This window comes from Paenibacillus sp. FSL H7-0357 (assembly GCF_000758525.1).
Taxonomy (GTDB): domain Bacteria; phylum Bacillota; class Bacilli; order Paenibacillales; family Paenibacillaceae; genus Paenibacillus_AQ.
In genome coordinates, this window is record NZ_CP009241.1 from 5,853,596 (window position 1) to 5,879,843 (window position 26,248).

A 26,248-nucleotide genomic window follows, 5' to 3' on the forward strand; every position below is an offset into this window, starting at 1 on the left:
AAAAGTTTTGTGAGCGCTGCTTAACAGTATACCATTTCTTCCCCGGGTAGCGCCAAACTGCGGATCAGCTTCCGGAAAGCTGACTTTTGCTGCGGCAAAAGCATTCCTGTATATGATCGTCCACCATTCCGGAAGCTTGCATAAACGCGTAGCAAATGGTTGAGCCGACAAACTTCATGCCTTTTTTACGCAGCGCTTTGCTCATTTGGTCTGACTGGGGAGTTGTAATCGGCACTTCCGCTCTGCTCTTCCAGTTATTGATCACCGGCACCCCCCCGGTAAAGCTCCAGAGATAGTCTGCAAAGCCGCCCTCCTCCTGGACGATCTGCAAATACAAGGCCGCATTCCGGATGATCGCGTTAATCTTGAGGCGGTTGCGGATAATGCCCGGATCGCCCAGCAGTGCGGTTATTTTGGCTTCATCATATTCCGCGATTTTCACCGGATCAAATTCGTCGAATACTTTGCGGAAATGCTCCCGCTTCTTCAAGACGGTGTACCAGCTTAGTCCGGCCTGCATTCCCTCCAGCATCAGCAGCTCGAACAACTTCCGGTCATCATACAGCGGTTTGCCCCATTCTTCATCATGATAAGCAATATATAGTGGATCTTCATTCACCCAGTCACAGCGGATCTCGTTCACCTGTCTCCTTCTCTCCTTTTTATGTCCGAAGAACATTATTCATAGGCTGTTTCTATAATAAGTTGAACTTTAGATTTACCGAGCCGGCATAGAACGCAACTGCAGTGAATGTTTGGACTTCCGGCCGCTGTTGTCTCCCGATTTCTTGATTTATACCGCTATTGCGGTTGAAATCCGGAGACAAAGGCGATCGCTATCGCTCCTACAGTTCCAAAATTCCCCTCCGCTGCTTTTGCCTCTAGGTAGTTCTTCAGTTCAAATTATATAGCGTCTCTTTATATTCTAAGCGCCATTACCCTGTATACACAAATAAAAGAGGCCTCCGTTTCCCCCAAGGGCCGGACAACCTCTTCTATTAAAGGTTTCTCTTTCAATCTATTGTCTCCGCTTCATCACCCTGCCGGTTAAGGCAGCAGCTGCACCTGTATCATCTGATCCGGTTCAACCGTAATATAACCGCTGACATACATGGATGCTTTCGTCTGCTCATACCCCTCATACCTCTTTATAGCCGTGTTGTCATCATCCCCGGAGTAATTGGCTATCAGCGTTTCGCCTGCAAAATAGGAGTTGTTCCGGGTCGTTTCGAACGAAACGATTCCGCCAAAGCCTGGGGTCTGGCTCCCGGTCTCCACATATAAATCCCCATCGAGAGTGTAGTATATCCATTCTACCGGATAACCGCCTACCTGCGATGTTACCGATTGCCGCTTCCCGCTGATAGCTGTCAAACGGATGGGAGTCCGCTCCCCCTTATGATTGGTAATCTTGTATTTTCCTGTTAGAGTTACAGGGGTTTTCCCGTTCATTACGAGACCCAAAGGCCGTTCGAAGCGAATCTCTCCCTTATTCGGATCCCGTTCAGCTGTCGGCCATAATTCACCCTTCAGGCTCATACCTTGTACTTCAAGAGTTATCTTCTCATAGGGCAGATGAGCATAGGCTTCTCTGGTCCGGTAGCTGATCCGGATCTGGGTCGGAGTAACCACCATTTGCTCCAGGGTGATATCGTCGCTGCTAGTCTCCAGCGGCTTATTCAAAGCATATTTCGCTGTCCCTGTGTTCATCTGCTTCTTGCTCAGGTTCAGATCGAATGACCATTTCCCGTCCAGTCGCTCTTCTTCTTTCATATATTGCAGCCGATAGGCTGTGCTCTCATCCGAAACGTCGCTATGTCTATAGAATTGCTGGCTGATATATTCTCCGTTATCACCCGGCCGCACTTGCAGGCTGTCAGTAAGTTCCTTTACGACAGCTCCATCCCGGTAAGCAACAACCTGCGGCTTGGCCCATGCTGCAGCCTCATCTTGTTCAAAGGTAATCTCACTGTAGACGAGCAGCCTATTATCCTCCCGGGGAAACATCTGCACATGAAGCGCCTGCAGGCCGTCCTGCGCAATATTGAAGCTCTGCGTTTCCCTGGTCGTATTGTCCACCTCCAGCTCCTGCTCCTGCCGGGTGAAGCTTTGCAGATCCCTTGCTATAAATTCTACCTTTGCCGTATCCCCCTCCGGTGTCCAGTTGCTCTCTACATAGCCGGTGTATCTGCCGCTGCCGGCATCCCACACCATATCTCTAAGAATCCCTTCGCTAAGCTTTCCCTGTTCATCCCTCAGAGAGATTCCTTTGAACTTCATGAATTCAGCCCGGTTATGTTCACCGGGGTTCAGGCTGTACAGAATCACCGTGCGGTTCTCATCCACAACCGCCGTATGCAAGGTCAGCGTGACCCCATCTCTTGTCACCGACTGTTCAAGCTCCTGGCCTAGGTGCTCGGAGAGTGCGGCTTGAATCCCGCTTTTGCCATGAAGCAGCCCGTTCCAGTCCACCTGAATCGCTGCATATACGGGAGCTGCAGCCAGAAGGGCTGCAAGAGAGAGCGCGACAACTGATTTCCGTAAGTTCCGTCCCTGGCGCTGGACTGATCTCCCCCGTGCCCGTTTGCTGTCCGACTCCCCAGTATGTCCAGCTTGCTCCATCCGTTCCCACATGCTTGCAAAATCGGGATACTCCATTCCGTGATCATTATTTAAGCGCAGTTTCAGCGCATCTTCCACCGATTTCATACAAAACCTCCTCCCCTGCCTCTGCATGCTCTCCTGCTTCCTGCAGCATCTTTTTCATCATTTTCAATCCTTTATGCTGTCTGGATTTGGCCGTCCCGACCGGGATGGACAACGCCTCCGCTATTTCGGCCAGACTGAAATCATGCATATACCTTAACGTAAGCACCGCGCGAATCTTCGCAGGAAGCCTGGACATGTAACTGCTCCATTCCAGCGCCGTTTCTTTTTCTTCAATTAAGAGCTCTACCGGAGTTTCGGCACGGCCTTTCAGCAGATGCATATGCTCAGCTACCTTCTGCTGCAGACTGCGCCGGCGTTTCAAGTGATTCAGGCAGGTATTGACTGTGATTTTCATAATCCATGCCCTGACATGCTCGACTTCCTGCCAGCGGCTGCGGAATACGGTGATAAACACCTCCTGGCATAGATCCTCGGCATCTGCAGCATCATGCAGCATATAGTAGCAGGTCCGGTAGACAGCCTTGTTGTAGGCTTCGAACAATTCCCTATGGCTTTGCAAAGCACGCCCCCTCCTTTCTTGTCTGAGTTGTCTATATAACAATCAAACATGCAAAAAGGTTCATTTCTGGAAATCATACAACTCATATACAAAGAAATCCATACTGGAGCAGCTCGGTAAAGGCAGCGTAGTGGCATAGGAGACAACGGGTTTGAGCGGAGGCTTTACCTCAATTCCCGCTTGTCCGGGCAGATCACAGCTTGAAGGCTTCAACCTGATAAAAATAAAAAGCCAGGAGATGGTCACGCAAGCCATAAATATGGCGTCCGCGGCTTTCCTGGCTTCCTCTTATCCTCTTTTGCGAATTGTAACTTTCGGAGATTCCCATCCTATACACTCTGTACGAGGTTCAGAAATAACCTCCCGATCTCGTCGGCCGGTAAAGGACGGCTGTAATAATAGCCCTGCACCTTTATGCAGCCGCTCTCCACCACAATATCCAGCTGCTCTTTGGTTTCTATACCTTCGGCAATGACCTGCATATTCAGATGCCTTGCCATAGTAATGATGGTGGACACTATGGCCCGGTCATCGCTGCTTGCGACAATATCCTTGATGAAGGAACGGTCAATCTTCACTTTATGAATGGGATATAATTTCAAATAACTGAAGGAGCTGTAGCCTGTCCCAAAGTCGTCAAGGCTGATACGAATTCCGTTCCGGGTCAGATTGCTCAGAATTCCGGCAGATGCAGAAGCATTCATCATCATACTTTCCGTAATCTCCAGTTCAAGATACTGCGGAGCAAGCCCGCTCTCCTCCAGAATCCCCATAATCTCCCCATGCAAGTTGTACTGGTGGAACTGCTGGGACGACAAATTCACCGCCACAGGAATCAGCGGGCCGCCTGCATCCTGCCATAGCCGCATTTGGCGGCAGGCTTCGCGCAGCACCCAGTTTCCGAGCTCCACAATCTGGCCTGTCTCCTCCGCATGTGAAATGAACAGGCCAGGCGGCAGGAGCCCTTTGTCCGGATGCTGCCACCTGATCAGTGCTTCTACTCCGATAATTTGATTGTTATCCGCCCGGATTTGCGGCTGGTAGTACAGAATAAACTCGCCGCGCTCCAGCGCTTTCCGCAAATCGCCTTCCATTTCAATCCGCTGGAGCAGCTGCTCATCAAGATCGTCCGAGAAAAACTGATAATCATTTTTACCGTTTTTCTTAACCTCGTACATGGCAGTGTCCGCATTCTTGAGAAGCTGTACCTCATCTTGACCATGGCAGGGAAAGAAGGCGATTCCGATGCTTACCGTAACGTAGAAATCCTGCTCTTTCAGACGATACGGCTGCTCAATCGCTGCAACCATCTGCTCCGCAATGGCTGTTACATTCATGTTCTTCCGGGAGAACCGGCACAACATCGCAAACTCATCTCCCCCAATCCGGGCCAGCGTCACATTCTCGTTCACCACACTATGCCGGATACGGCTGCTCATTTCCTGGAGGAACAGATCGCCGTACATATGCCCCAGTGAGTCGTTGATGATTTTAAACCGGTCAAGGTCCATAACCATAACAGCAAACGGCTCCATCGTTTCACTATGCGCTTCAATGGTTTGCGACAGCAGCTCATTGAACATTCTTCTGTTCGGCAGACCGGTTAACTCGTCGTGGAAAGCAAGGTAATGATTTTTCTCCTTGGCCCGCTTTTCTTCTGTCACATCTCTGGCAATTACATAGGTTCCGACCACATGCCCGTCGACCATAACCGGAGCGTTAACCACACTGATCTCTACCCGGTGCCCGTCCTGATGGATGATCGCTGTTTCATAGCTCAGTTCCTCTCCGGCAAAAGATCTTGAGAACAGCGTCTGCATCCGCTCCTGCTCCTCCACAGCCACAATCGAGAGAATGAACATCATGTTCTGATCCTTAAAGGCACTTGAGCTGATTCCCGTGATTCTTGAGGCTGCAGGATTAAATCCGATAATGCGCATGTCCAGGTCAATCGAGATAATGCCGTCCTGGTTATTTTCATATAACGACCTGTACCATTTCTCAGTAACCAGTATCTCTGTGTCCTTGTTCGAGAACCGGCGGGAGATGAACATTCCGACAACTGATAACCACAACGTGAACAAAGTCCCGCCTGCAATGACATAGGCAAGCCATTTCTGATCCAGGACAACACCGGTGATCCGTGCAGTATGATGCCGCGGCTCAAAGTGGACTGCCAGCATACCGGTGTAATGCATGCCAACAATCGCAGTTCCCATGATCAGACCGCTGCCCAGCTTCCTCCAATGATTGTCTTCTTCGCCATGATCGATAATATAGGAAAATAACCCGAGCGCTGCATAGGATGCAACAAAAGCTATCACGATGGACAGGACTACATATCCGGGAGTATAGGTCACATTAATTTGCATCGCTGACATGCCGATATAATGTATCGCTGAAATTCCAAACGCGGAAAATACGCCCGCTCCAAGAAATTGAAGAATGCCCTGCTTGCAGCGGCTAATCACGACAAGGGCGATGAAAGAGGCAACGACAGAAACCCCTACTGACAACAATACAGTGTTCAGATTATAAGCAACCTGAAACGGCAGTGATATGGCCAGCATTCCGACAAAATGCGTTGACCAGATCCCCACGCCCATAATTACTGCACCGCACATCAGCCATAGCCAACGTTTCTTCCCTTTAGATCTACCTACTGCCCCTGCCAGACTTAGAACCGTATATGAAGCTGCTACCGCAATTACATATGAAAATAATACAAGCACCCTATCATGAGTACCATAGATATGCTCCACTTAAGTCCCCCCCTCTCTGTCTTCGTTGTCTTCGTTTCTAAGAACTCCCCTGATCTTCTCCCGATAGTAAATATTTAAAATTTGCACTATTTCACTATTATTATCGACATAAATAGACCTAAATCGACAGATTAGAGAGTAGTTTTTATAAAAAAATTTACACTATAACTCAGCCTTCTCAAGCTCCTTGTTAGACGCCGTGTAGAGAGGTGCAATCCTATGAATGGAATCCTATGAAATGAAAGTTTCCCGCTCCCGGAATCCGTTTCCCGCCTCCATTTATTGTGCGTATACAAAAAAAGGGCCCCGCCAGCAGCTGGCGGGGTCAAGGTATGTAATAAGGGGGTATGTGTCTAATATACAGTCCCAAGCTTAAAACAGTATTAAGTCCTCCTAAAGTTTTACTTAAATCTTCAGAAGGTTAGTATCTGCTCCAGATTCTTCAGCATCACCTGTCTATTCCGCAGCAGCTCCCGCAATCTTCCCTTCATTGCGCGCCCGCAACAGGGTATGACGGTTCATCCGGATGAAATGCGCTTCCTGCAGACTGCGGCGCAGCAGACCAGCATCCACACCAAGCTCTTCCAAGGTAGAGGGTCCATGTACAGTGCGCAACAGGCCGCGCAACATTTCCGGTGAAGGAAGTCCGCTGATTTCCTTAAGCACCTGCGCCCACTGCTCCTTGTCCGCCAAACCCTGCGTATCCGCCAGCTCATGGTACAGCGCGGAAATTTCCGCACAGGCCACACCGACCTTGGCGCCATGCAGCAGCTGTCTGCGTCCGGTGCGGATGTACTCCATCTCCCAATAATGGGACAGATGATGTTCTGCACCCGATGCCGAATGGGATTGCCCAAACAGCAGGATCGCCAGACCGGATTCAATCAGCGCTTCGGTCAGTACACGGATTCCCAGTTCGGTATGATTTCCGATCTCCTCTGCATGATTTACGCAGGCCAACAACGCCTTTTCGGTAATGGCAGCAACCGCCGGAGCATACGGCTCGTCAGCCGTCAGGCGGCCGAATTTCCAGTCGAACAACGAGGTGTATTTGCCCAGCATATCGCCAAAGCCTGCCGCCACCATGGGAGCCGGCGCCTTGCGCAGCAGCTCTGTATCGGCGAAGATAGCGACTGGACCCGCCGCAGGAATTGTTATCTTGTTGCCGCGGATAATCAGCGGCGAGCCGTTCGAGGTGAAGCCGTCTACCGAAGGAGCCGTCGGGACCGACACAAAAGGGATGGCTGCTGTATAAGCCGCATAACGCGCCACATCATGCAGTGTGCCCGAGCCTGCCACGATGACGGAATCTGCTTTAACTTTTTGAATATCCAACAGCACCTGCACTACAGAGGCTTCATCTGCGATAACATCGCCCTGTGCATTGGGCAGCACCAAGGTGGTGTGGACCGAAATCCCGGCTTCCCTGCACGCCAGCTCCAGACTTGCTCCCGCTACTTTCAGTGTATGTTCATCTGCCACAAGCACCGGCCGTTCCCAGCCCTGTGCGGCCACATAAGGAATGACCTGCTGCAGGGCACCCGGTTCTACATGAATAACCTGCGGAAGAGCAAAAGCTGCCCCTCCTTCTATTTCAGTGGCGGCTGCCTTTATATTATCCAGTATGCTGCTCATATCGAATTCCTCCTAAAAGTTTTGTTAGCAAAAGCTTCCTTATACATTTTATCAGATGTCCAATATACAGGAAGAAACGGACGTACCGCACTCTAATCGAGCGCGGTACCCGTTTCTTGTCATCACACGAATATAGAGAGAACTAGAGCAGCTTCCAGGCGATATCGTTCAGACGCAGTTCATTGCGGAAGGATCGTGTATTGGTATCTTTGTCGATGACTACACATTCGATGCCAACCATTTCGGCGAAATCAATCAGTTGCTCTGTTGTCACCACATACGAGAATCCGGTATGATGCGCGCCGCCGGCCAGAATCCAGGCTTCCACGCCTGCCTTCAGGCTTGGCTGCACTTTCCACAATACGCGGGCAACCGGCAGGTTCGGCATAGCTTCGGTAGGCTCAACGCCTTCCACTTCGTTCACAAGCAGGCGGAAACGGTTGCCCATGTCGATGATCGAGGCATTCAGCGCTGCACCGGAACGTCCGTTGAAGACCATGCGGGCCGGATCCTCTTTGCCGCCGATACCGAGCGGGTGCACTTCAAGCTTCGGCTTGTCGACAGCAATGGTCGGGCAGACCTCCAGCATGTGCGATCCAAGCACCAGCTCATTGGCCGGATCAAGGTGATACGTGTAATCTTCCATAAAGGAGGTGCCTTTGTTGCCGGCGATAATCTTCATCAGGCGGACAAGCGCCGCTGTCTTCCAGTCGCCTTCTCCGGCAAAGCCGTAGCCCTGCTCCATCAGGCGCTGTACAGCAAGACCCGGAAGCTGCTTCAGTCCATGCAGATCTTCAAAAGTAGTAATGAAAGCTGTATATCCGCCTTCTTCCAGGAAAGCTTTCATCCCCAGCTCAATCCGGGCCTGGTAACGGATGGATTCACGCACAGGTCCATCCTGATCTCCGCCTTGGGCAAAGTCATACGCCTTCGCGTATTCTGCCATCAAATCGTCGATCTGCGCTTCGGTAACGGCATCCACACGTTCCACGAGGTCGCCTACACCATAACCGTCAACGGTCCAGCCCAGCTTGATTTGTGCTTCTACCTTATCACCTTCGGTTACAGCCACCGAGCGCATGTTGTCGCCGAATCTGGCAACCTTCAGCGTTTGGCTCTCATTGAAGGCAGCAGCGGTGTTCATCCAGCCGCCGATGCGGCCTCTAACTTCACTGTCTTCCCAGTAGCCGACAACCACTTTACGGGCAATGCCCATACGCGCGCCAATGAAGCCGTATTCGCGGTCGCCGTGTGCCGACTGGTTCGTGTTCATGAAATCCATGTCGATGGAATCCCATGGAATATCGCGGTTAAATTGGGTTGCCAGGTGCAGCAACGGCTTGCGGAGCTGCGACAAACCGGCGATCCACATTTTGGCCGGGGAGAAGGTGTGCATCCAGGTGATGATCCCTCCGCAGTTCTCATCACTGTTCGCAGCAATTGCCAGCTTGCGGATTTCGTCCGCTGTAGTCAGAACCGGTTTGAATACTATTTCAAAGGGAACCGCGTCGTCCGAGTTAAGGCCTGCGGTAATTTGGCGGGAGTGCTCCGCTACTTCCTCGATCGTTTCAGGGCCATATAAATGCTGACTTCCGGTTACGAACCAGAATTGATAAGGTTTAATGGATAACATGTAATTACCTCCTAAAAGTGTTGTGAACGTAATTTTACTGGATGATTTCGTACTACACTGACTTCGAATGTATCAAAGTACTATTCCGTAACATCCTCTTTAATCGCCTTAAGGTGCTTCATGACATTGTTCTCGCCGCGGCCGAAATAGTCATGCAGTCTGGAATATTCCTGATACAGCTTTTCGTAAACTGCTACGTTTTCCGGAATTGGAACATAGGATTCTTCGCGGATACGGGCCATTTTTTCTGCCGCTTCTACGATCGAATCGTAGCCGCCTTTTTGAGCACCGGCTGCAACTGCTCCGAACATTGCCGCGCCGAGCGCAGGCGTCTGCTTGCTTGCTGCCACTTTAATTTCACGGTTGGTAACGTCAGCGTAGATCTGCATCAGCAGGCGGTTCTTTTGCGGAAGTCCGCCGCAGGCATACAGTACATCAACGGCTACACCGTTTCCGTGGAATGCATCCACAATCTTGCGTGTGCCGAAAGCTGTAGCTTCAAGCAGCGTGCGGTAAATTTCTTCCGGTTTGGTCAGCAGCGTGCAGCCGAGCAGCAATCCGGTCAGGTTCGTATCCACGAGCACGGAGCGGTTGCCGTTCCACCAGTCCAGTGCGAGAAGTCCGGTTTGGCCCGGCTTGTAGGCCGCAGCCCGTGCTTCCAGCCAAGTATGGATGTTTACGCCTTCTTCAGCCGCAGCTTCTTTCGCATAGGCAGGGACCGCTTCTTCCACATACCATTCAAAAATATCGCCAACAGCGGATTGTCCAGCCTCATACCCGTAATATCCCGGAATGATTCCGTCTTCCACCACACCGCACATGCCTTCAACTTCTCGTTCAGTATCACCCAGCACCATATGGCAGATTGAGGTACCCATGGACATTACCAGTTTGCCCGGGGTAACTACACCTACAGCGGGTACAGCAGCATGCGCATCGACGTTGCCGACGGCCACGGCCGTACCTGCCACGAGGCCAATTTGCTGTGCCATCTCGGCAGTCAGTTCCCCGGCTTTTGTTCCCAGGGGAACGATATCCCCGCGCAGCTTCGTTTCGGTCAGGTTCTCGAGGCGCGGATCAAGCGCTTTGAAGAACTCCTTGTCCGGATATCCGTCCGCTTTATGCCAGATGGCCTTGTAACCGGCCGTGCAGCTGTTGCGAACAATGTTGCCGGTCATTTGCGAGATCACCCAGTCGGTAGCTTCCAGGAACTGATCAGCCGCATCATAGATTTCAGGCGCTTCGTCCAGGATTTGCCAGACCTTGGCCATCATCCATTCGGAGGAGATTTTGCCGCCGTAGCGCGGCAGCCATTTCTCGCCGCGTTCAGCGGCGATGCGGTTGATTTCATTCGCTTCATGCTGTGCGGCATGATGCTTCCACAGCTTCGTCCAGCTATGCGGGTTCTCCTGATATTCAGGAAGCAGGCAGAGCGGCTGTCCTTGTTCGTTAACTGGAAGCATCGTACAAGCGGTAAAATCTATGCCAAGACCCACGACATCCGCAGGATCTATGCCGGACTCACGGATTACCTCTGGCACCGAACGCTTCAATACTTCAATGTAGTCTGCCGGATGCTGCAGCGCCCAGTCATATTCCAGTTTTTTGCCGGTTCCCGGCAGAATCTCGTCAATCACGTGATGCGGATAAGGCGTTACATGATCCGCGACTTCCGTTCCGTCGGCCAGATCTACCAGCACAGCGCGTCCGGATTGGGTACCGTAGTCGACGCCGATTGCATATTTTTTACTCATGTACGAATTCTCCTTTATATATAGTAATTAGCTTTGGCCGTAATAGGCATTTGCTCCATGCTTGCGCAGGAAGTGACGGTCGAGCAGCGTCTGGCTCATCGGCTGCACATTCGGGTTCAGCTGGAAGGTCTGTGTTGCCATCTTCGCAACTTCCTCAAGCACAACGGCGTTATGAACCGCATTATGCGGATCCTTCCCCCAGTTGAAGGGAGCATGGCAATGTACAAGCACACCCGGAATCATGTCCGGATTCAGATCCTTGAATGTCTCCACGATCACATTGCCGGTCTCCAGCTCATACGCACCTTTGATTTCCTCGTCCGTCATCGGGCGGGTGCAGGGAACTTCACCGTAGTAATAATCGGCATGGGTGGTTCCGAGCGCCGGAATGCCTCTGCCTGCCTGTGCCCAGCCGGTTGCCCATGGTGAATGGGTATGGACAATGCCGCCGATGTTCGGAAATGCCTTGTATAGCACCAAATGAGTAGCTGTATCAGAAGAAGGGCGGTAGCTGCCTTCAACAATATTGCCTTCCAGATCAAGCACAACCATATCGTCCCGGCGCAGCTTGTCATACTCCACACCGCTCGGCTTAATAACCACCAGTCCCTTATCCCGGTCAATGCCGCTGACATTCCCCCATGTAAACGTTACCAAGTTGTAACGGGGCAGGTCAAGATTGGCTTCCAGTACCTCTTGTTTCAATTGCTCCAACATTCGTAATCCTCCCTATGGTCTTAGGTATGATCGTTCTTTTGCTTTGCCACCTCATTATACACTTGTACGTACAATTAATCTATAGTTTTTTAATAAAACGGAGAATAGGTACATACAAATAAAAAAACAGGCTTCATCATCCTAGTACCAGATGATAAGAGCCTGTTTAGCCGCATTGGATGGATCCAAGCAACGGTTGCTTCCCCATTGTTTATTCTGACCTGGCCAGCAAATACAAAAAATAAGGTGTACTCAGCATAGTGATGATGATGCCGGTCGGTATATCTGTTCCGAAACTGACCGTGCGGGTAATTGTGTCCGCAATAAGTACCACCAGCGTCCCGGTCAGCGCCGAGGCCGGAAGGAGAAGCTTGTGGTTCGGGCCAACCAGCTTGCGCGCCAGATGGGGGCTAATCAGACCGACAAAGAAAAAATTACCGCCCAATGCCACACTTCCGGAGGAGAGCGCCACTGAAGCCAGAGTAAGTCCAAGAAATTCCGGTTTTACCGCAAGCCCTAAGCCCGTGGCTGTCTCATTGCCAAGATTGAGTGTATTCAAAACCCGTGACTTGTAAACCGCATAGCCCACCAGCAGCACTGTCCATGGGGCCAACACCGAAATATATTTCCAGTCATCACCCCAGAGGCTGCCCGCCATCCAGCGCTGGGCAAATTCGAACTGCGTATGATCCAGCCGGAGTGTAATCATCAGCGACAGCGCTCCATAGCCGCTTGACATGGCTACCCCCGTAAGGATTAATCCAGTGGGGGATATCTCCCTGCCCCGGCGGTAGGACAGCAAGAAGATCAGCACCGCTGCAGTCATGCCTCCGATAAAAGCCAGCACCGGCAGCGCAATCGCCGAGGAAACACCTTTAACGGAGAAAATCGCGATATAGATGAGCACAAACAGCCCGGACCCGGAGCTGATACCCAGCGTTCCCGGACTAGCCATGTCATTCCTCAGCAAACTTTGCATGATAGACCCAGCAACGCCCATTCCGATGCCAACCAGTATACAAAGCACGATCCGCGGCAGCCTGAATTCGAAGACAATCAGGTTCTGCTTGTCTGTTCCTTTCAGCAGCAGTACACGCAGCACCTCCATGGGAGACAGGTTCATTTGGCCCGAATTCATTCCTATCACCACAATCAGAATGACCAGTACTACTAGTAGAAGGCACAAACCAATTCCCCGGGAAACGGTATAAGCTCGCTGCTTCATCCTAATTCCCCCTTTTGCCGGCGTGACAGATAGAGGAAAACGGGAACGCCGATGATTGCAAAAATAATCCCTACAGGTGTTTCATTTGGGCGGTTAATGAGCCGGCCGAACAAATCAGCCCCCACCATGAAGGTCGCTCCATAAAGCCCGGACAGCGGAATAATGTAACGGTAATCCACACCCGCCATATAGCGGACTACATGCGGGATAATCAGGCCCACGAAGCTGATGGGGCCGACGATCAATACCGACAATCCGGTCAGCACCAGCACAATAAGTGTGGAAATCCCCTTGATCCGTCCGGTTGGCAGCCCCAACCCGGACGCAACATCATCTCCCAGACTCAGCAGCGTAACCGAAGGGGCCAAAGCAATAGCAGCCAGCACGCCGACGGCAAACAGCGGCGAGATAATGCTTAGCTCTTTCCATGTGGTGCTGGCTGTCCCTCCGGCCGTCCAAAACGTAAGGGCCTGTCCGATGTTGTATTTAATGGCAACAAAGCTGCTAAACGCGGCAAATAGCATCGATACTGACATTCCCGCCAGTACAAGCCGCTGCGGGGTCATCCCCCTTTTGCTTAAAGAAGCGACTCCATAGGTCAGCCCGGTTGCTGCACCTGCCCCAAGACAGGCATATAGCATTGTCTGTGCATAAGTACGGTCCGGCAAAAAAGCCATGCAAAGCGCCATTGCCAGTCCCGCACCAGAGCTGATGCCCATCAGTCCCGAATCGGCCAGCGGATTTCTGGTAGTGCCCTGCATAATCGCTCCTGTCATCGCCAGGCTGCAGCCGACGATAACATCCGCAATTGTGCGTGGAAACCGGAGGTTGTGAATGATCTGGTGCTCCGTTTTAGCGGGATCGAATTTAAAAATCGCCGCCCAAGCTGTATGCAACTGCATATCAGCAGATCCGAAGGAAATGGAAGCAGCCACTATCAGCACGAGTGCCAGGAATCCTGCGGCCATCAGCAGTGAAAAGGATACTCCCCTTTTTTTCCCATATGTATCTGTATCCACATCTTTCATCATACCCTTCGTCCTTCATCAGTAATTTGCTGTCTCTCACAGCTTCATAGTTAAGAGCCCACCGGCCGAAGCCTGTGGGCTAAGCTGTTATGACTGCGGAGAATCCAGCAGTGCATTTACAATAAAGTTAACCTGCGCCTTAGCGGAATAAATGTCGGTATAATAGCTTAAGCCGAATTCCATCTCGATCAGATGATGGTTCTGGATAGCCGGCAGAGAGCTCCATACCTGATTTTGGCTCAAATCATCCATGCCATCATAGGTATTGCGAATGATATAATCCCCTGCATATTCGGGAAGCACCTCGAGGGATACTGATTCAGAATAAGTGTTCTTATCGATAATTCCCGTTTGCACACCTTTTGGCGCTTTCAGTGAGAGCACATCGTAGACAATTCTGCCCGCTCCGAACAACTTGCCCATGACTGTCATGGAATCATTACCGCCTTCAAATACAGAAATCGTTTTATCACCAAAGCCGGCATCAAGCAGCTTCTGGACAGATTCTTTTACATTCTGATCATAATCCGCAAGCACCTGCTCGGCTTCCTTCTCTTTATTGAGTGCTTGTCCAATCAGCCTTACTCTTTCTTCCTGGGTAATCTCCCCGTAAGGCACATAGATAGCCGGAGCGATTTTGGACATCTCTTTGGCCTGCTCCTCACCAGCCGTGATAATCAGATCAGGGTCCAGCTTCATGACGGCTTCCATATCCCACTCTGCCCAATGCCCCAGATCGGTGCTTTCCTTTACCTCTTCCTTAAAAGCCGCACCATCATACGCCTCAGAAATTCCAACAGGCTGCACACCCAGAGCAATCACATCACCCATCAAGTATTGGACCAGCACACGCTGCGGATTGGCAGGCACTTCTACATCACCAAGTACAGTGGTTATTGTCCGTGTTCCGGTGTCCGCCACATCCTCAGGTGCAGAAGTAGCAGCTCCGCCGCTTCCCGCCCCCTCCAGCGCGTTCCCTCCAGTTGTTGCATTACCCGTGGCGGCCGAACCGCCTGAGCAGGCGCTAAGCAGCAAGGCCATACACAGCATTGCTGTGGCGGCTATTGTTTTTTTCTTTTGTCTCATCTGAAAATGATCCCCCTCCACTTGCTGATTATGATAATCATTATCAATATAAGACCAAAACTCATCCTTTTGAATGGCATATCCTTGCTCCGGGGATGGCATATCTTCATTTACGGCTGTCTGAAGTCCTTCTGATCTATACTTGGAGGGCGAGATACCCATATGCTTTTTGAAGCTGCGGCTGAGCGTATAACCATCCGGATAACCCACACTTTCGGCAATCCCCTGCAGATTCGCTTCTGTTTTGAGCAGCAGCTGCGACGCTTTCTCTACCCTCACACGTGTTAAGAAACGCATGGGACTCTCACCCACCTTATTCTTAAACAGCTTGGATAAGTGCCCCTGACTGCATCCGAGAGCTTGAGCAGTGCTTTTCAGTGTGACTGAGTGTCTGTATTGTTCAAGGAGATAACGTTTGGCCTGCTCAGCCAGATCCGTCTTGGCCGTGGTATGCCCCTTAAGCTGCAGATGCTTCAGCAGTTCATAAACGAACCTGTAGAGCAGCGATTTTACGTACAAGCGCCCCAGTCCTTCATTGGACTTCCATACGGTTTCCATCTCCCGGGCCGTGTTGAACAGCATCAGTTTGTGGGTGGCCTGCACCCCATACTGCTGCTGAAAGGGGTTGCTGTGCTCCATAATCAGCGGGATATCTTTCCTCTCGGACACAGGAACCACAGCCTTGTACAAGATGAGACAATATTCGAACCTCGTCCCTCTTTCCACCACAACGTCTAGGCGCATGCCCTTGCCTCCATGAAGAACATAAGCACTGCTGACTTCAAGGAACGTTCCTTCAAGACATACCCCCGCTTCTCCTTCAATGACATAGATAAAAGCGCTGGCTGGCAGGCGGTAAGAATACAGCTCTTCCTCTTCCCCTATTCTCACCCGGCGAACATCCATCACTTTGACGGACGCATGGTTCCACACCAGCAGATGTTCATTCCAATCCATTGATTCCGGCACTTCCTTTGATATAGTCATTTTAAACCATTATAGTGATAACCATTCTCAACAACAACCCGCACACATATATTCCTTAAATTCCAGATAACTTAAACACGAAAAAAGCCCGCACCCTGTGCGGACTTCCGTTACTGTTATTCAACTGCGGTCTAACTGTTCCAGCCGTTTCGTTGAGCTTCTCAGAACAAGCTCCGGCTTATAAATCCTGTCCTTCGGCGGCTCCGCACTTTTACGCTCAATCATGTCAATCAGCATGTTGGCTGCCTCTATACCCATTAGCTCTTTCGGATGTTTTAGGGTGGTCAGCTTCACTTCTGTCGCCGTCGCCAGCGTTGAATCGTCGAAGCCGATAATCGACAGATCGTCGGGCACGCTTAATCCCGTCTGGCGCGCGGCCTCCAGCAGCAGCACTGCCAGCTCGTCATTGTAGCAGACGAAGGCTGTAGGCCGCTGGCGTCCCTGCAGCATTTTTAATGCCGCTTCATAAGGCACGCTATGCTTCTGTTCGCTCGTATAATGGGTCACGGTATCCGCTCCCAGGGGAAGGCGGTGTTTGTGCAACGCCCGTGTAAACCCCTTTAACCGGTTGGCTCCCTGGAGATCGTCTGTCTTGAAAAAACCGGCAATCTCCCGGTGGCCCAGCTCAATCAGATGCTCCGCAGCCATAAATCCCCCTGCTTCGTCATCCAGCTTCAGGCAGGGACAATGCAGCTCGGGATACCGCTCATTGATCATGATGAACGGAATGCGGTGGATTTCAAGCGCCAGAAACAGCGGCAGATTAGGATTGCCCTGTGCGCTTTTGGTCGGCTCAATAATCAGTCCCTTGAACGGCTGGCCCAACAGCATCTCCAGGTTCTCCCGCTCCTTATTCTTGTCATTGTCGGTGCTCGACAACATCATGCTGTATCCGCTGCCGCGAAGCTGCGCTTCTGCGCCGCGTACAAGATGAGGAAAGATATAATCGGAAATATGTGTCGTCATCATGCCAATCATGCTGCTGGTCTGCAGCGGCCGCGTTTCCTGCCGGGCAACAAAGGTTCCCTTCCCTTGCAGGCGGTACAGCCAGCCTTCCTTCTCCAGTTGGCCAAGCGCTTGGCGAACCGTCTGCCGGCTCATCCCGAATTGTACGGCAATTTCATTCTCGGATGGGATCTGGTCATCCGGCTTCAGCCGCCCGGACTCCATCCAGGACAGCAGTTCACCCTTTAGCTGCATATATTTCGGTATCGGTTTATCCGTCATGGTACACCTCAGGCTACTTATATAGAGTAATACAAGTCATTATAACATAAGCCACTTGTATGTACATGTTAAGTCTTTACTTTTTTGAATCTTCATCCTCCCTTTTATCCATTTGATTTATCAAGCGGATTCCGGCATCCTGCCGTTTCGCGCAAAAATGCCCCACACTGGTGGGGCATCCCGATGTAGCAGCTTTGCCATTCCTTTCGCTTCATTTAATACGCTTCGTACTGTACCCCTGTCAGCTATTCCTTCTTCATAATTTCGTGCAGCTGACGTTTATCGGCTTCCTGTGACCGCTCAAGCGCCTCCAGATCATCCTGATCCGCTTCCGCCGCTGAGAATTCCACATCTTCCAATTTCGCTTCGTAGAGCATCTTCTGCTTGTCTGTTTTAGAGAAGATCTTTGAGTTTTCTCTATCCATCGGTTGTCCATCCTCCTGATTTGTATTGATGTGTCAAGACTTAGACCATTCCGCCGGCCTCTTCAATTATGGTCAATGCCTGGTTATAGGAATTCTGGTCCACGATAACTGTCAGCAAAATATTCCGGCCTGTCGGTCCGCCGTCACCGCCGTGGCTCATGCCGCTGCCGCTTGTATGCGCTGCAGACAAAATACCTGTGTGCGGGCTGACAGAGGTCATGGAATCCATACTTGCCAGATTGCCGGTCACCGGATTCACGCTTGCCTGCAGCCCGTTTCCGCCAAATCTGCTGAAACGGTCAATGGACAGCTCGCTGACGCGCAGCGCCTGAAGCTTGCGGGAGACGCCCTCGGCTTCCTCGGGAGCCTTGAAGTAGGCTAATATAGATCTCTCCGACATTATATCCCTGCTCTCGCCTTTAATTTATAACACTGGATGCTTGGTTAGGTTGTCTCAGGCAAGCCTATTTTATGCTTCTGCTGTTATTAATTCTACTATCCGGCTGGAATTTAAATGCGGGGCCAACTTCACCATAATATGGTACAAAAGTGCTATATTCTATTTCGGATTAAACCTGTAGAATAAATGTAATTTTCATTTATATTCCATTTTTTAGAAGGAGGACAGCAATCACACGGCAGTTAAATTCATGTTTGGGAGGATGAAGCTATTTTGAAACAACCATTAAGGCATTCTATTCAAAGATTTGGTATTGGCGCAGCAAGTTTCAGCTTGGCCGCTTCTCTATTGTTTCCCGTTTCCGCCTTTGCGAACTCATCCCTTGAGTCATCCTCAGGGCTATCTGCCCAAACAACCCTAGAACAGGCCCAGAAGGTGATCCCGCAAAATTATGCGGGAGTAACTGCCGGATCAGCTCCTGTTACAGTGATTGTTGAACTGACCCATAAGCCGGTCAATGTATACGAGAGTGAAGCCAAAACCTCGGCTGCGCGTTCCTCCACCTCTCAACGAAGCAAAATCCTTACCGAACACAACTCTTTCAAAACTGCAGCAAGACAGCTCGGAGCTGCTATTGAAAATGAATACAGCGACATATTTAACGGATATTCAGTGACTTTGCCGGGAAATCAGGTCGACAAACTGCTCAAGCTGCCTGGAGTGGCGGCTATCTATCCGAATGAGGAAGTCCACGCGCTTGCAGACAGCACTGACACTGCCACTCTTCCGGCAACTCGCAGCTACTCTGATACCGGAGAACTGATTGGAGCAGACAAGCTTCACGAGCAGGGTTATACCGGCAAAGGCGTTCAGGTTGCCGTTGTTGATACCGGTATTGATTATAAGCACCCGCTCCTGAAGGATAATTATAAGGGCGGCTATGATGCGGTGGATAAGGATAACGATCCATACGAAACAGAGCCCGATCCCACCAAACCGCCCAAAGGCACCCGCTCTTACGATACCTCGCATGGTACACATGTATCGGGCACCATTCTCGATATAGCGCCTGAAGCGGATTTATATGTGTATCGTGTGCTTGGTCCATATGGCAGCGGCACAACAGCAGATGTCATCGCCGGCATCGAACGCGCCGTTCAGGACGGTGCGGATGTCATCAATCTTTCACTGGGCTCAAGCATGAACCAAAGTTATTCCGCCGATTCGATTGCGATTGACAATGCCGTGAAATCCGGTGTAGATGTCATTATTGCTGCCGGTAACGCCGGTCCTGACGAATCGACGCTGGGCTCCCCTGGCGGCGCACAGCTGGCGCTTACGGTCGGCGCCTCTACTATTCCGGTCACCATTCCTTTCTTTGATATTGGTAATCTCAAAGGTATCCCCGGCCTGATTTCCACATACTCCCCGGAGTTGACTGAAGATATCTCGGACTTGACGATCGTTTATGCCGGCCTGGGCACTGAGGCTGACTTCGCAAATGTCGATGTTACCGGCAAGGCAGTACTAGTGGACCGCGGACAGATCAACTTCGGCGCGAAATCGCTGAATGCCAAAGCTGCCGGTGCCAAGGTTCTATTGATTGCCAACAATACCACCGGTGAATTGAACGCCACTTTAGGAGCACCCGGAGACTATATTCCTACTTTCGGCATCAATCAGGAGAACGGCAAAAAGATCAAGGATGAGCTGAACGCGAGCAGAAATTCAATCAGCTATGTTCCCGTAGCGGAAAAGAATCAGCTGGCCGATTTCAGCTCTACCGGCCCCGGACTGCCAGACTATTTGCTGAAGCCGGATGTGGTTGCTCCCGGTGTAAGCATTAATTCCACCGTACCTATTTGGGAGAGCACGGACGAGACGTATGATAACGCCTTCGGTCTGAAGCAAGGAACAAGTATGGCAACTCCGCATGTGGTTGGAGCTGTTGCCCTGTTATTGGGCAAATACCCGGATCTTGCACCTGACCAGATCAAATCCCTGCTGATGAATAATGCTGATCCTATATTTGCCCGGGGCGGCAGCTCTTATTCCCTCTATCAGCAAGGAGCAGGTTTAATCAATCTGGTGAAATCAGTTGAAGCAGGCTCTATCGCCAAGGTAGGAGAGATTTTTTACAGCGGCCTTCCAGGCTCTGCCGAAATTCCATATTATGCGGGTTCCCTGTCCTTCGGCCTGCAGCCGAAAGGTGCAAGCGTGACGAAAGCCGTCTATGTGGAAAACTTTAAGGACAGCGGAAAGAGCTATAATCTTTCTCTTGAATGGCTGACCAACAAGCCTAGTGACATCTCGGTGTCCACAGCACCTAATGTCATTACCTCCGGAAGCGGAGACAGCAGTTATATTCCCGTTGTGCTGGGCGTTTCCGCAACAGCACAGGACGGAGCCTATGAAGGCATTCTGAAGCTTACCTCCGGAGCCGAGGTTCTGCGTCTACCGCTCAACGTTCTGGTAGGCGACAAATTCAATCTGGATCCAGTAAACCAGCTCAGCCTGGATGATGCCGAAATTTCACCAAACGGAGACGGACTGTTCGATAAGACAGGCTTCTACTTCTCGGTAAACAAAGATCTGCAGAATATCCGGTTTGCCGTAACGGCCCAAGATGCACCGGCTACGGTAATCGGTGATGTGTATTCCGCCCAAGGGACCATCTACCGGGGAGCGCATGAATTCCTGGATTGGGGCGGAACGGTAACAGATCCTGCAACCTCTAAAGTAAGTGTGCTGCCGGATGGACACTACAATATCACGCCTGTTCTGCAAGGCAACATTTGGCTTACTGATCAAGCCATTCCATTCACAGTAGATACTGAGAAGCCGCTCTCTTCCGGATATGCAGTCGAGGAATATGAGCTGGAGTCACCTGATGATGCAAGAGTGGCCAATATTAGTGCAACCATTGACTCTGACCTTTTGGCCGATCTGATTTCCACCTCCAGACCTGTGTCTTCTCTCTTCAGCGTGTATGCACTTGCCGAAGATGAAAACGGAGAAGTATCAGCCTACCCAGGAGTTATCGCCCCTGACGGTTACTTCGAAATTGATGTGCCGGTCAATGAAGGCGTTAATGATTACATTGTTTATGTGACTGATGCCCTGGGCAATGGTGCTGCTGAAGAGGATTACAGCCAGCATCTGGTATACAACACCAATGGCGGTGTTCTTGTTGCTCCTAAACTCTCAGCACAGACCATCGAAACCGGTCAAACGGTTACGGTAGATGTGTATTTCTCGGCAACGGATGCGGTCTATGGTGTGAACGGCGCTGGAGTCAACATCGTCTACGATGAAAAGCTGGCTGCACCGTTAATTACACCGAGCGTACAGCTCGCTACGTACCAGGAGCAAAAGTTCCCGGGGGTTCCATTGTTACAAACGGATACGACTACCCCGTCTGCCGACGGACTGAAGTTGACATCTTATGCAGTTCAATTAGAAGGAGGAGCATATAGTGGTACCGGCTCACTGGTACAGTTCACCTTCACTCCAAAGACTGCCGGGATCTATTCCTTTGAATTGAATGATTTGCTTACCTGGAATGAGAAGAAACAGGATAACGTTCCGTCAAGCTATTCTACAGTGACGGTGACCGTTAACGATCCGGTTAAACCAACCGATCCGGAAACACCGACTAACCCGGAGACACCAACGAATCCGGAAACACCAACCAATCCGGGCTCACCAGCTAATCCGGGTTCACCTGCCTCTACACCGGCTCCGGCTGCCGGCACATCGCTTAAGTCCGGGCAGCTGGTAGAAAAGGCTGATCCTGCTGGCGGAAAGCCGACGGCTGTGCTCAGCATTTCCGAGGCGGCTTTGACTGCTGCCCTGCAAAATGCATCCGAAACAGCCGTTTCACTTGATCTCGGCGATGTGGATTTTGCGAAATATGGTCAAGTGAGCTTTACCCTTACCGCAGCTCAGGCTGAGAAGCTTAAGACTTCAGCCAAAGCGCTAAGTCTCACAGGTACTGGATTTACGCTGCTCGTTCCGGCAGCTACACTTCCCGGCTTCATTTCCGGCAGCGGGCTTACTCTCAGCCTTAGTCTTGCCGAAGGCGCCGATACGGGCACCCTGGCGGGAAGCACCACAGCCATTGACCTGAGCTCTGCTACTCTTATTCTCAAAAATGGCTGGACTACCGGAAAACCTGTGATTCTACAGCTTGCCCTCAATAAAGACGGTCTAAAGGATGTCCGCAAGACAGCGGCCTATCAGCAAAATGCTGACGGAAAATGGGCTTATCTGCAGGCAGGTACACTTCCTAAAGAAGGGGTGTTGCAATTTACCATTACCGCTGATGGTACCTACAGCACTGCCGTACGCAATATAAGCTTCAAAGATATCGGCGCACACTGGGCCAAGGAAGATATTGAAATTCTGGCCGCTCACGGTATCGTAGCCGGCAAAGGCACTGATGGCAGTTTCAAGCCATCCGATACCTTGAGCCGGGCCGAATTGTTGACACTCTTCGACCGCTTGCTTGGCAAGGGAGATACCTGGTCGTCCCGCAGCAAGGAGAGCGGATCTCGTGAGGTATTGACTCGTGAAGAAGCTGCAATCATTGTTGCAGAAGCTCTAGGTGCAGACAAAACTTCTAGCACTGCCTTAACCTTCAAGGACACAAGCAAGATCTCAGGCGCCGCCAAGGGTGCAATCTCCTTCGCGGTAGCCAAGGGCTACCTGAAAGGAGTAGGGGCCAACACCTTCAATCCTGGAGGCACCCTGACCCGCGCGCAAGCAGCATCCATTCTGCAACGAGTGCTTGAGGATCTGCGCTCTTAAGATCACCATTCACTAAAAAATCAAAAAAACGGCTGCACCATCCTGAAACTTAAGGGGGTACAGCCGTTTTTGTGTGTGCAAGTGAAGTCTCAAGCACTTCATCCATTACAATAAAATAGCCCCCTAGCCTCCGCACAGCGGAAACAGGGGGCTATTAAGGTTATCATAGGTGAATAAATCAGTCCCCGCGGAATGCACGTTTCACACGGTCAAAGAAGGATTGCTCCTGCTCATGTGTGTTCTCTCCATTGTAAGAAGCGAACTGGCGGAGCAGATCCTTCTGCTCTTCACTTAGCTTGCTTGGAGTGACTACGATGACACGGACATGCTGGTCGCCTGTTCCGTTGCCGCGCAGGCGTGGCACGCCTTTGCCCTTCAGACGGAAGAAGGTGCCGGTCTGTGTTCCGGCAGGAATCTTAAGCTTTACTTTTTCCGTCAAAGTAGGAATCTCGATCTCGTCGCCAAGCGCTGCCTGAGCGAACGTAAGCGGAACCTCGCACATGATGTCATCATTCTCACGCACGAAGAAATCATGGGTCTTCACGCGGATCACAATGTACAAATCGCCGGCAGGGCCGCCGCGTGTGCCGCCTTCGCCTTCTCCGGTCATGCGCAATTGTGCGCCGTCATCGACACCGGCCGGAATGCGCACATGAATCTTACGCTGCTTCTTGACCTTGCCTTGACCTCCGCAAGTCGTACATTTTTCCTTAATGATCTTGCCTGTGCCGCTGCAATGGGAGCAGGGACGGCGGTTGCGCATTTGTCCCAGCGGTGTATTCTGCACGAATTCCTGCTGGCCGCTGCCGTGGCATACGGAACAGGTCTCCGGTTTGGTGCCGGGTTTAGCCCCGGAGCCGAAGCAGGTATCACAGGACTCCGTGCGTGGAATGGTAATGTCGGTTTCTTTACCGAATACCGCTTCCTTGAATTCAATGGTCATCGTGTATTGCAAATCGCCGCCGCGCTGCGGAGCATTCGGATCACGCCGTCCGCCCCCGCCGCCGAAGAACATATCAAAGATATCGCCGAGTCCGCCGAAATCTCCACCTCCGCCGAAGCCGCCGCCCATTCCCTGGTTAGGATCAATATGACCATACTGGTCATAACGCGCCCGTTGCTGGCCGTCGCTCAGCACGTCATAGGCTTCCTTCACTTCCTTGAATTTCGCCTCGGCGTCACTGGCTTTGTTAACGTCCGGATGATACTGGCGCGCCATTTTGCGGTACGCTTTTTTCACTTCTTCGTCTGAAGCATCTCTACCGAGGCCCAGAACCTCATAATAATCGCGTTTGTCTGCCACTGCTTTCACCTCCGTACATCAATTTCCATAATCCCTGTAACATGTTAAAAGGAAAGCCAAAACACGGGATGCCCCGGTTTTGACCTTCCCTTCTTACAGAAATACATTTATCGTTTAAGGTTACCCTTGATTCTTCTCGTCGTCAACAACCTCGTAATCGGCATCAACAACATTGTCTTTCTTTGCACCCTCTGGAGCACCTTCAGCACCCTGTTCAGCCTGTGCAGCCTGCTCATACAACTTCACGGACAGCTGCTGTACGATCTCTGTCAGCGCTTCTGTAGCTGCATTGATTTCTTCCAGGTTGTCAGTTTCCAGTGCCGCTTTGAGCTTATCCTTGGCTTCGTTTGCTTTCTCAACTTCGGAAGCATCCACTTTGTCGCCGAGGTCTTTGATCACTTTATCTGTGGAATACACGAGCTGGTCAGCGGAGTTCTTGGCTTCCACCAGTTCTTTACGCTTGCGGTCTTCCTCAGCGTGCAGTTCGGCATCCTTCATCATTTGTTCAACTTCCGCATCGCTCAAGCCGCTGGAGGAAGTGATCGTGATCTTCTGGCTCTTGTTCGTGCCTTTATCTGTTGCGGATACATTTACGATACCGTTGGCGTCAATATCGAAGGTTACTTCGATTTGCGGTACACCGCGCGGTGCCGGTGGAATCTCATTCAGCATAAAGCGTCCCAGCGTCTTGTTGCCGTTCGCCATTTGGCGTTCGCCTTGCAGGACGTGAATTTCTACGCTCGGCTGGTTATCAGCAAAGGTCGAGAACACTTGCGATTTACTTGTAGGAATCGTAGTGTTGCGCTCGATCATCTTCGTGAACACGCCACCTGCAGTTTCAATACCGAGGGACAGTGGAGTTACGTCGAGCAGTACAACGTCTTTCACGTCGCCGGTCAATACGCCAGCTTGAACAGCAGCACCGAGGGCTACTACTTCATCCGGGTTAACGCCTTTGTGCGGATCTTTGCCGGTAAGCTTCTTGATAGCATCCTGTACAGCAGGAATACGTGTGGAACCGCCGACCAGTACGATACGGTTAAGATCAGCCGGAGTCATGCCAGCATCGTTCAGCGCTTGACGGGTAGGTCCCAGTGTGCGTTCTACCAGGCTGGCAGTCAGCTCATCGAATTTAGCACGGGTCAGGTTGATCTCCAAGTGCTGAGGCACTCCGTCAACAACAGTGATGAACGGAAGCGATACTGTAGTTGTCAGTACGCCGGAAAGCTCTTTTTTCGCTTTTTCCGCAGCATCCTTCAGACGTTGTACAGCAGCTTTGTCCTTGCTCAGGTCAATTCCTTGCTCTTTCTTGAATTCTGCTACGAGGTAATCCATAACCAATTGGTCGAAATCGTCACCGCCGAGACGGTTGTCACCGCTGGTTGCTTTTACTTCGAAGAAGCCATCGCCCAGTTCAAGGATCGATACGTCGAACGTACCGCCGCCAAGGTCATAAACGAGGATCGTTTGGTCTTCGGATTTCTCCAGACCGTAAGCAAGCGCCGCTGCTGTCGGCTCGTTGACGATACGCAGCACTTCCAGACCGGCGATTTTGCCCGCATCCTTCGTAGCTTGACGCTGACTGTCATTAAAGTATGCAGGAACTGTAATAACCGCTTGGGTTACTGTCTGGCCCAGATATGCTTCTGCATCGGATTTCAGCTTCTGAAGAATCATAGCCGAAATCTCTTGTGCGGAGTAATCTTTGCCGTCAATGCTTTCTTTGTGGCTCGTACCCATGTGGCGTTTAATCGAAGCAATTGTACGGTCAGGGTTCGTAATAGCCTGGCGTTTCGCTGTTTCGCCGACGATGCGCTCGCCGTCTTTCTTGAAGCCTACAACCGAAGGGGTCGTACGCGCGCCTTCCGGATTCGGGATAACGACGGCTTCGCCGCCTTCCATAACGGCAACGCAAGAGTTGGTGGTTCCAAGGTCAATACCGATAACTTTACTCACTGTAATGTGCCTCCTCAAAAATGATATGGAGCCCTAGCTCCTATAATAGTTAGTTATTTATGACGATCATGC

At 51.2% G+C, this 26,248-nt stretch carries 17 protein-coding genes; 1 reads left to right on the forward strand and 16 read right to left on the reverse strand.

Annotated elements, in window-relative coordinates:
* Positions 1 to 64: 64 nt before the first annotated feature.
* The 14 genes from H70357_RS25935 to H70357_RS26000 form a co-directional block, all read right to left on the reverse strand.
* Positions 65 to 643 carry a DNA-3-methyladenine glycosylase I gene (locus H70357_RS25935; RefSeq protein WP_038595460.1) on the reverse strand — a complete coding sequence of 193 codons (579 nt, stop codon included), beginning with the start codon at positions 641 to 643 and terminating at the stop codon, positions 65 to 67.
* A gap of 404 nt (positions 644 to 1,047) precedes the next feature.
* The gene (locus H70357_RS25940) at positions 1,048 to 2,709 is read right to left on the reverse strand and encodes a DUF4179 domain-containing protein (protein ID WP_038595462.1); all 1,662 of its coding nucleotides are present in this window, start codon (positions 2,707 to 2,709) and stop codon (positions 1,048 to 1,050) included.
* Positions 2,669 to 3,229, reverse strand: coding sequence for an RNA polymerase sigma factor (locus H70357_RS25945; protein ID WP_063848056.1), 561 nt, complete (start codon positions 3,227 to 3,229; stop codon positions 2,669 to 2,671). Before H70357_RS25945 ends, H70357_RS25940 begins: the two co-directional genes overlap by 41 nt.
* Positions 3,230 to 3,558: 329 nt before the next feature.
* The gene (locus H70357_RS25950; protein ID WP_038595464.1) at positions 3,559 to 5,991 is read right to left on the reverse strand and encodes an EAL domain-containing protein; all 2,433 of its coding nucleotides are present in this window, start codon (positions 5,989 to 5,991) and stop codon (positions 3,559 to 3,561) included.
* Between the two features lie 456 nt (positions 5,992 to 6,447).
* Entirely contained in the window at positions 6,448 to 7,626 is a 1,179-nt protein-coding gene (locus H70357_RS25955; RefSeq protein WP_038595467.1) for a sn-glycerol-1-phosphate dehydrogenase, read from the reverse strand.
* A gap of 142 nt (positions 7,627 to 7,768) precedes the next feature.
* Complete coding sequence (gene araA, locus H70357_RS25960) at positions 7,769 to 9,259, reverse strand: L-arabinose isomerase (protein ID WP_038595469.1); 1,491 nt, start codon at positions 9,257 to 9,259, stop codon at positions 7,769 to 7,771.
* Positions 9,260 to 9,339: 80 nt separating this feature from the next.
* Positions 9,340 to 11,013 (reverse strand): ribulokinase, encoded by a 1,674-nt coding sequence (locus H70357_RS25965; protein WP_038595471.1) that lies wholly within the window; start codon positions 11,011 to 11,013, stop codon positions 9,340 to 9,342.
* A 27-nt stretch (positions 11,014 to 11,040) separates the two neighbouring features.
* Positions 11,041 to 11,730: an L-ribulose-5-phosphate 4-epimerase gene (araD, locus tag H70357_RS25970; protein ID WP_038595473.1), complete on the reverse strand. Its 690-nt coding sequence runs from the start codon at positions 11,728 to 11,730 to the stop codon at positions 11,041 to 11,043.
* A gap of 211 nt (positions 11,731 to 11,941) precedes the next feature.
* Positions 11,942 to 12,955, reverse strand: a complete 1,014-nt coding sequence (locus H70357_RS25975; RefSeq protein WP_038595475.1) for a FecCD family ABC transporter permease — start codon at positions 12,953 to 12,955, stop codon at positions 11,942 to 11,944.
* Entirely contained in the window at positions 12,952 to 13,923 is a 972-nt protein-coding gene (locus tag H70357_RS25980; protein WP_231578511.1) for a FecCD family ABC transporter permease, read from the reverse strand. Before H70357_RS25980 ends, H70357_RS25975 begins: the two co-directional genes overlap by 4 nt.
* 147 nt (positions 13,924 to 14,070) lie before the next feature.
* Positions 14,071 to 16,026, reverse strand: coding sequence for an ABC transporter substrate-binding protein (locus tag H70357_RS25985; RefSeq protein WP_038595476.1), 1,956 nt, complete (start codon positions 16,024 to 16,026; stop codon positions 14,071 to 14,073).
* Between the two features lie 150 nt (positions 16,027 to 16,176).
* Positions 16,177 to 17,283, reverse strand: coding sequence for a GntR family transcriptional regulator (locus H70357_RS25990; protein ID WP_038595478.1), 1,107 nt, complete (start codon positions 17,281 to 17,283; stop codon positions 16,177 to 16,179).
* Positions 17,284 to 17,528: 245 nt separating this feature from the next.
* Positions 17,529 to 17,708 (reverse strand): YfhD family protein, encoded by a 180-nt coding sequence (locus H70357_RS25995; protein WP_038595479.1) that lies wholly within the window; start codon positions 17,706 to 17,708, stop codon positions 17,529 to 17,531.
* Positions 17,709 to 17,748: 40 nt separating this feature from the next.
* A complete protein-coding gene (locus H70357_RS26000) occupies positions 17,749 to 18,108 on the reverse strand; it encodes a hypothetical protein (RefSeq protein WP_038595481.1) in 360 nt (119 codons plus the stop codon).
* A 273-nt stretch (positions 18,109 to 18,381) separates the two neighbouring features.
* Between H70357_RS26000 and H70357_RS34550 the strand changes: the two genes are divergently transcribed.
* Positions 18,382 to 22,917: a S8 family serine peptidase gene (locus H70357_RS34550; RefSeq protein WP_081965934.1), complete on the forward strand. Its 4,536-nt coding sequence runs from the start codon at positions 18,382 to 18,384 to the stop codon at positions 22,915 to 22,917.
* Between the two features lie 178 nt (positions 22,918 to 23,095).
* Here the strand turns inward: H70357_RS34550 and dnaJ are convergent, their stop codons facing one another.
* Together dnaJ and dnaK are read right to left on the reverse strand one after the other, a co-directional pair.
* The gene (gene dnaJ / locus H70357_RS26010; RefSeq protein WP_038595483.1) at positions 23,096 to 24,220 is read right to left on the reverse strand and encodes a molecular chaperone DnaJ; all 1,125 of its coding nucleotides are present in this window, start codon (positions 24,218 to 24,220) and stop codon (positions 23,096 to 23,098) included.
* 120 nt (positions 24,221 to 24,340) lie between these two features.
* Positions 24,341 to 26,176 (reverse strand): molecular chaperone DnaK, encoded by a 1,836-nt coding sequence (dnaK, locus tag H70357_RS26015; protein WP_038595484.1) that lies wholly within the window; start codon positions 26,174 to 26,176, stop codon positions 24,341 to 24,343.
* Positions 26,177 to 26,248 lie beyond the last annotated feature (72 nt).

What these genes read in the sequence shown, in the direction of transcription:
- H70357_RS25940 (WP_038595462.1), bottom strand. Translation starts at nt 2,709, where the DNA reads ATGAAATCGGTGGAAGATGCGCTGAAACTGCGCTTAAATAATGATCAC.
- H70357_RS25955 (WP_038595467.1), bottom strand. Translation starts at nt 7,626, where the DNA reads ATGAGCAGCATACTGGATAATATAAAGGCAGCCGCCACTGAAATAGAA.
- araA (WP_038595469.1), bottom strand. Translation starts at nt 9,259, where the DNA reads ATGTTATCCATTAAACCTTATCAATTCTGGTTCGTAACCGGAAGTCAG.
- H70357_RS25965 (WP_038595471.1), bottom strand. Translation starts at nt 11,013, where the DNA reads ATGAGTAAAAAATATGCAATCGGCGTCGACTACGGTACCCAATCCGGA.
- araD (WP_038595473.1), bottom strand. Translation starts at nt 11,730, where the DNA reads ATGTTGGAGCAATTGAAACAAGAGGTACTGGAAGCCAATCTTGACCTG.
- H70357_RS25975 (WP_038595475.1), bottom strand. Translation starts at nt 12,955, where the DNA reads ATGAAGCAGCGAGCTTATACCGTTTCCCGGGGAATTGGTTTGTGCCTT.
- H70357_RS25980 (WP_231578511.1), bottom strand. Translation starts at nt 13,923, where the DNA reads ATGGCCGCAGGATTCCTGGCACTCGTGCTGATAGTGGCTGCTTCCATT.
- H70357_RS25985 (WP_038595476.1), bottom strand. Translation starts at nt 16,026, where the DNA reads ATGGATTGGAATGAACATCTGCTGGTGTGGAACCATGCGTCCGTCAAA.
- H70357_RS25990 (WP_038595478.1), bottom strand. Translation starts at nt 17,283, where the DNA reads ATGACGGATAAACCGATACCGAAATATATGCAGCTAAAGGGTGAACTG.
- H70357_RS25995 (WP_038595479.1), bottom strand. Translation starts at nt 17,708, where the DNA reads ATGGATAGAGAAAACTCAAAGATCTTCTCTAAAACAGACAAGCAGAAG.
- H70357_RS26000 (WP_038595481.1), bottom strand. Translation starts at nt 18,108, where the DNA reads ATGTCGGAGAGATCTATATTAGCCTACTTCAAGGCTCCCGAGGAAGCC.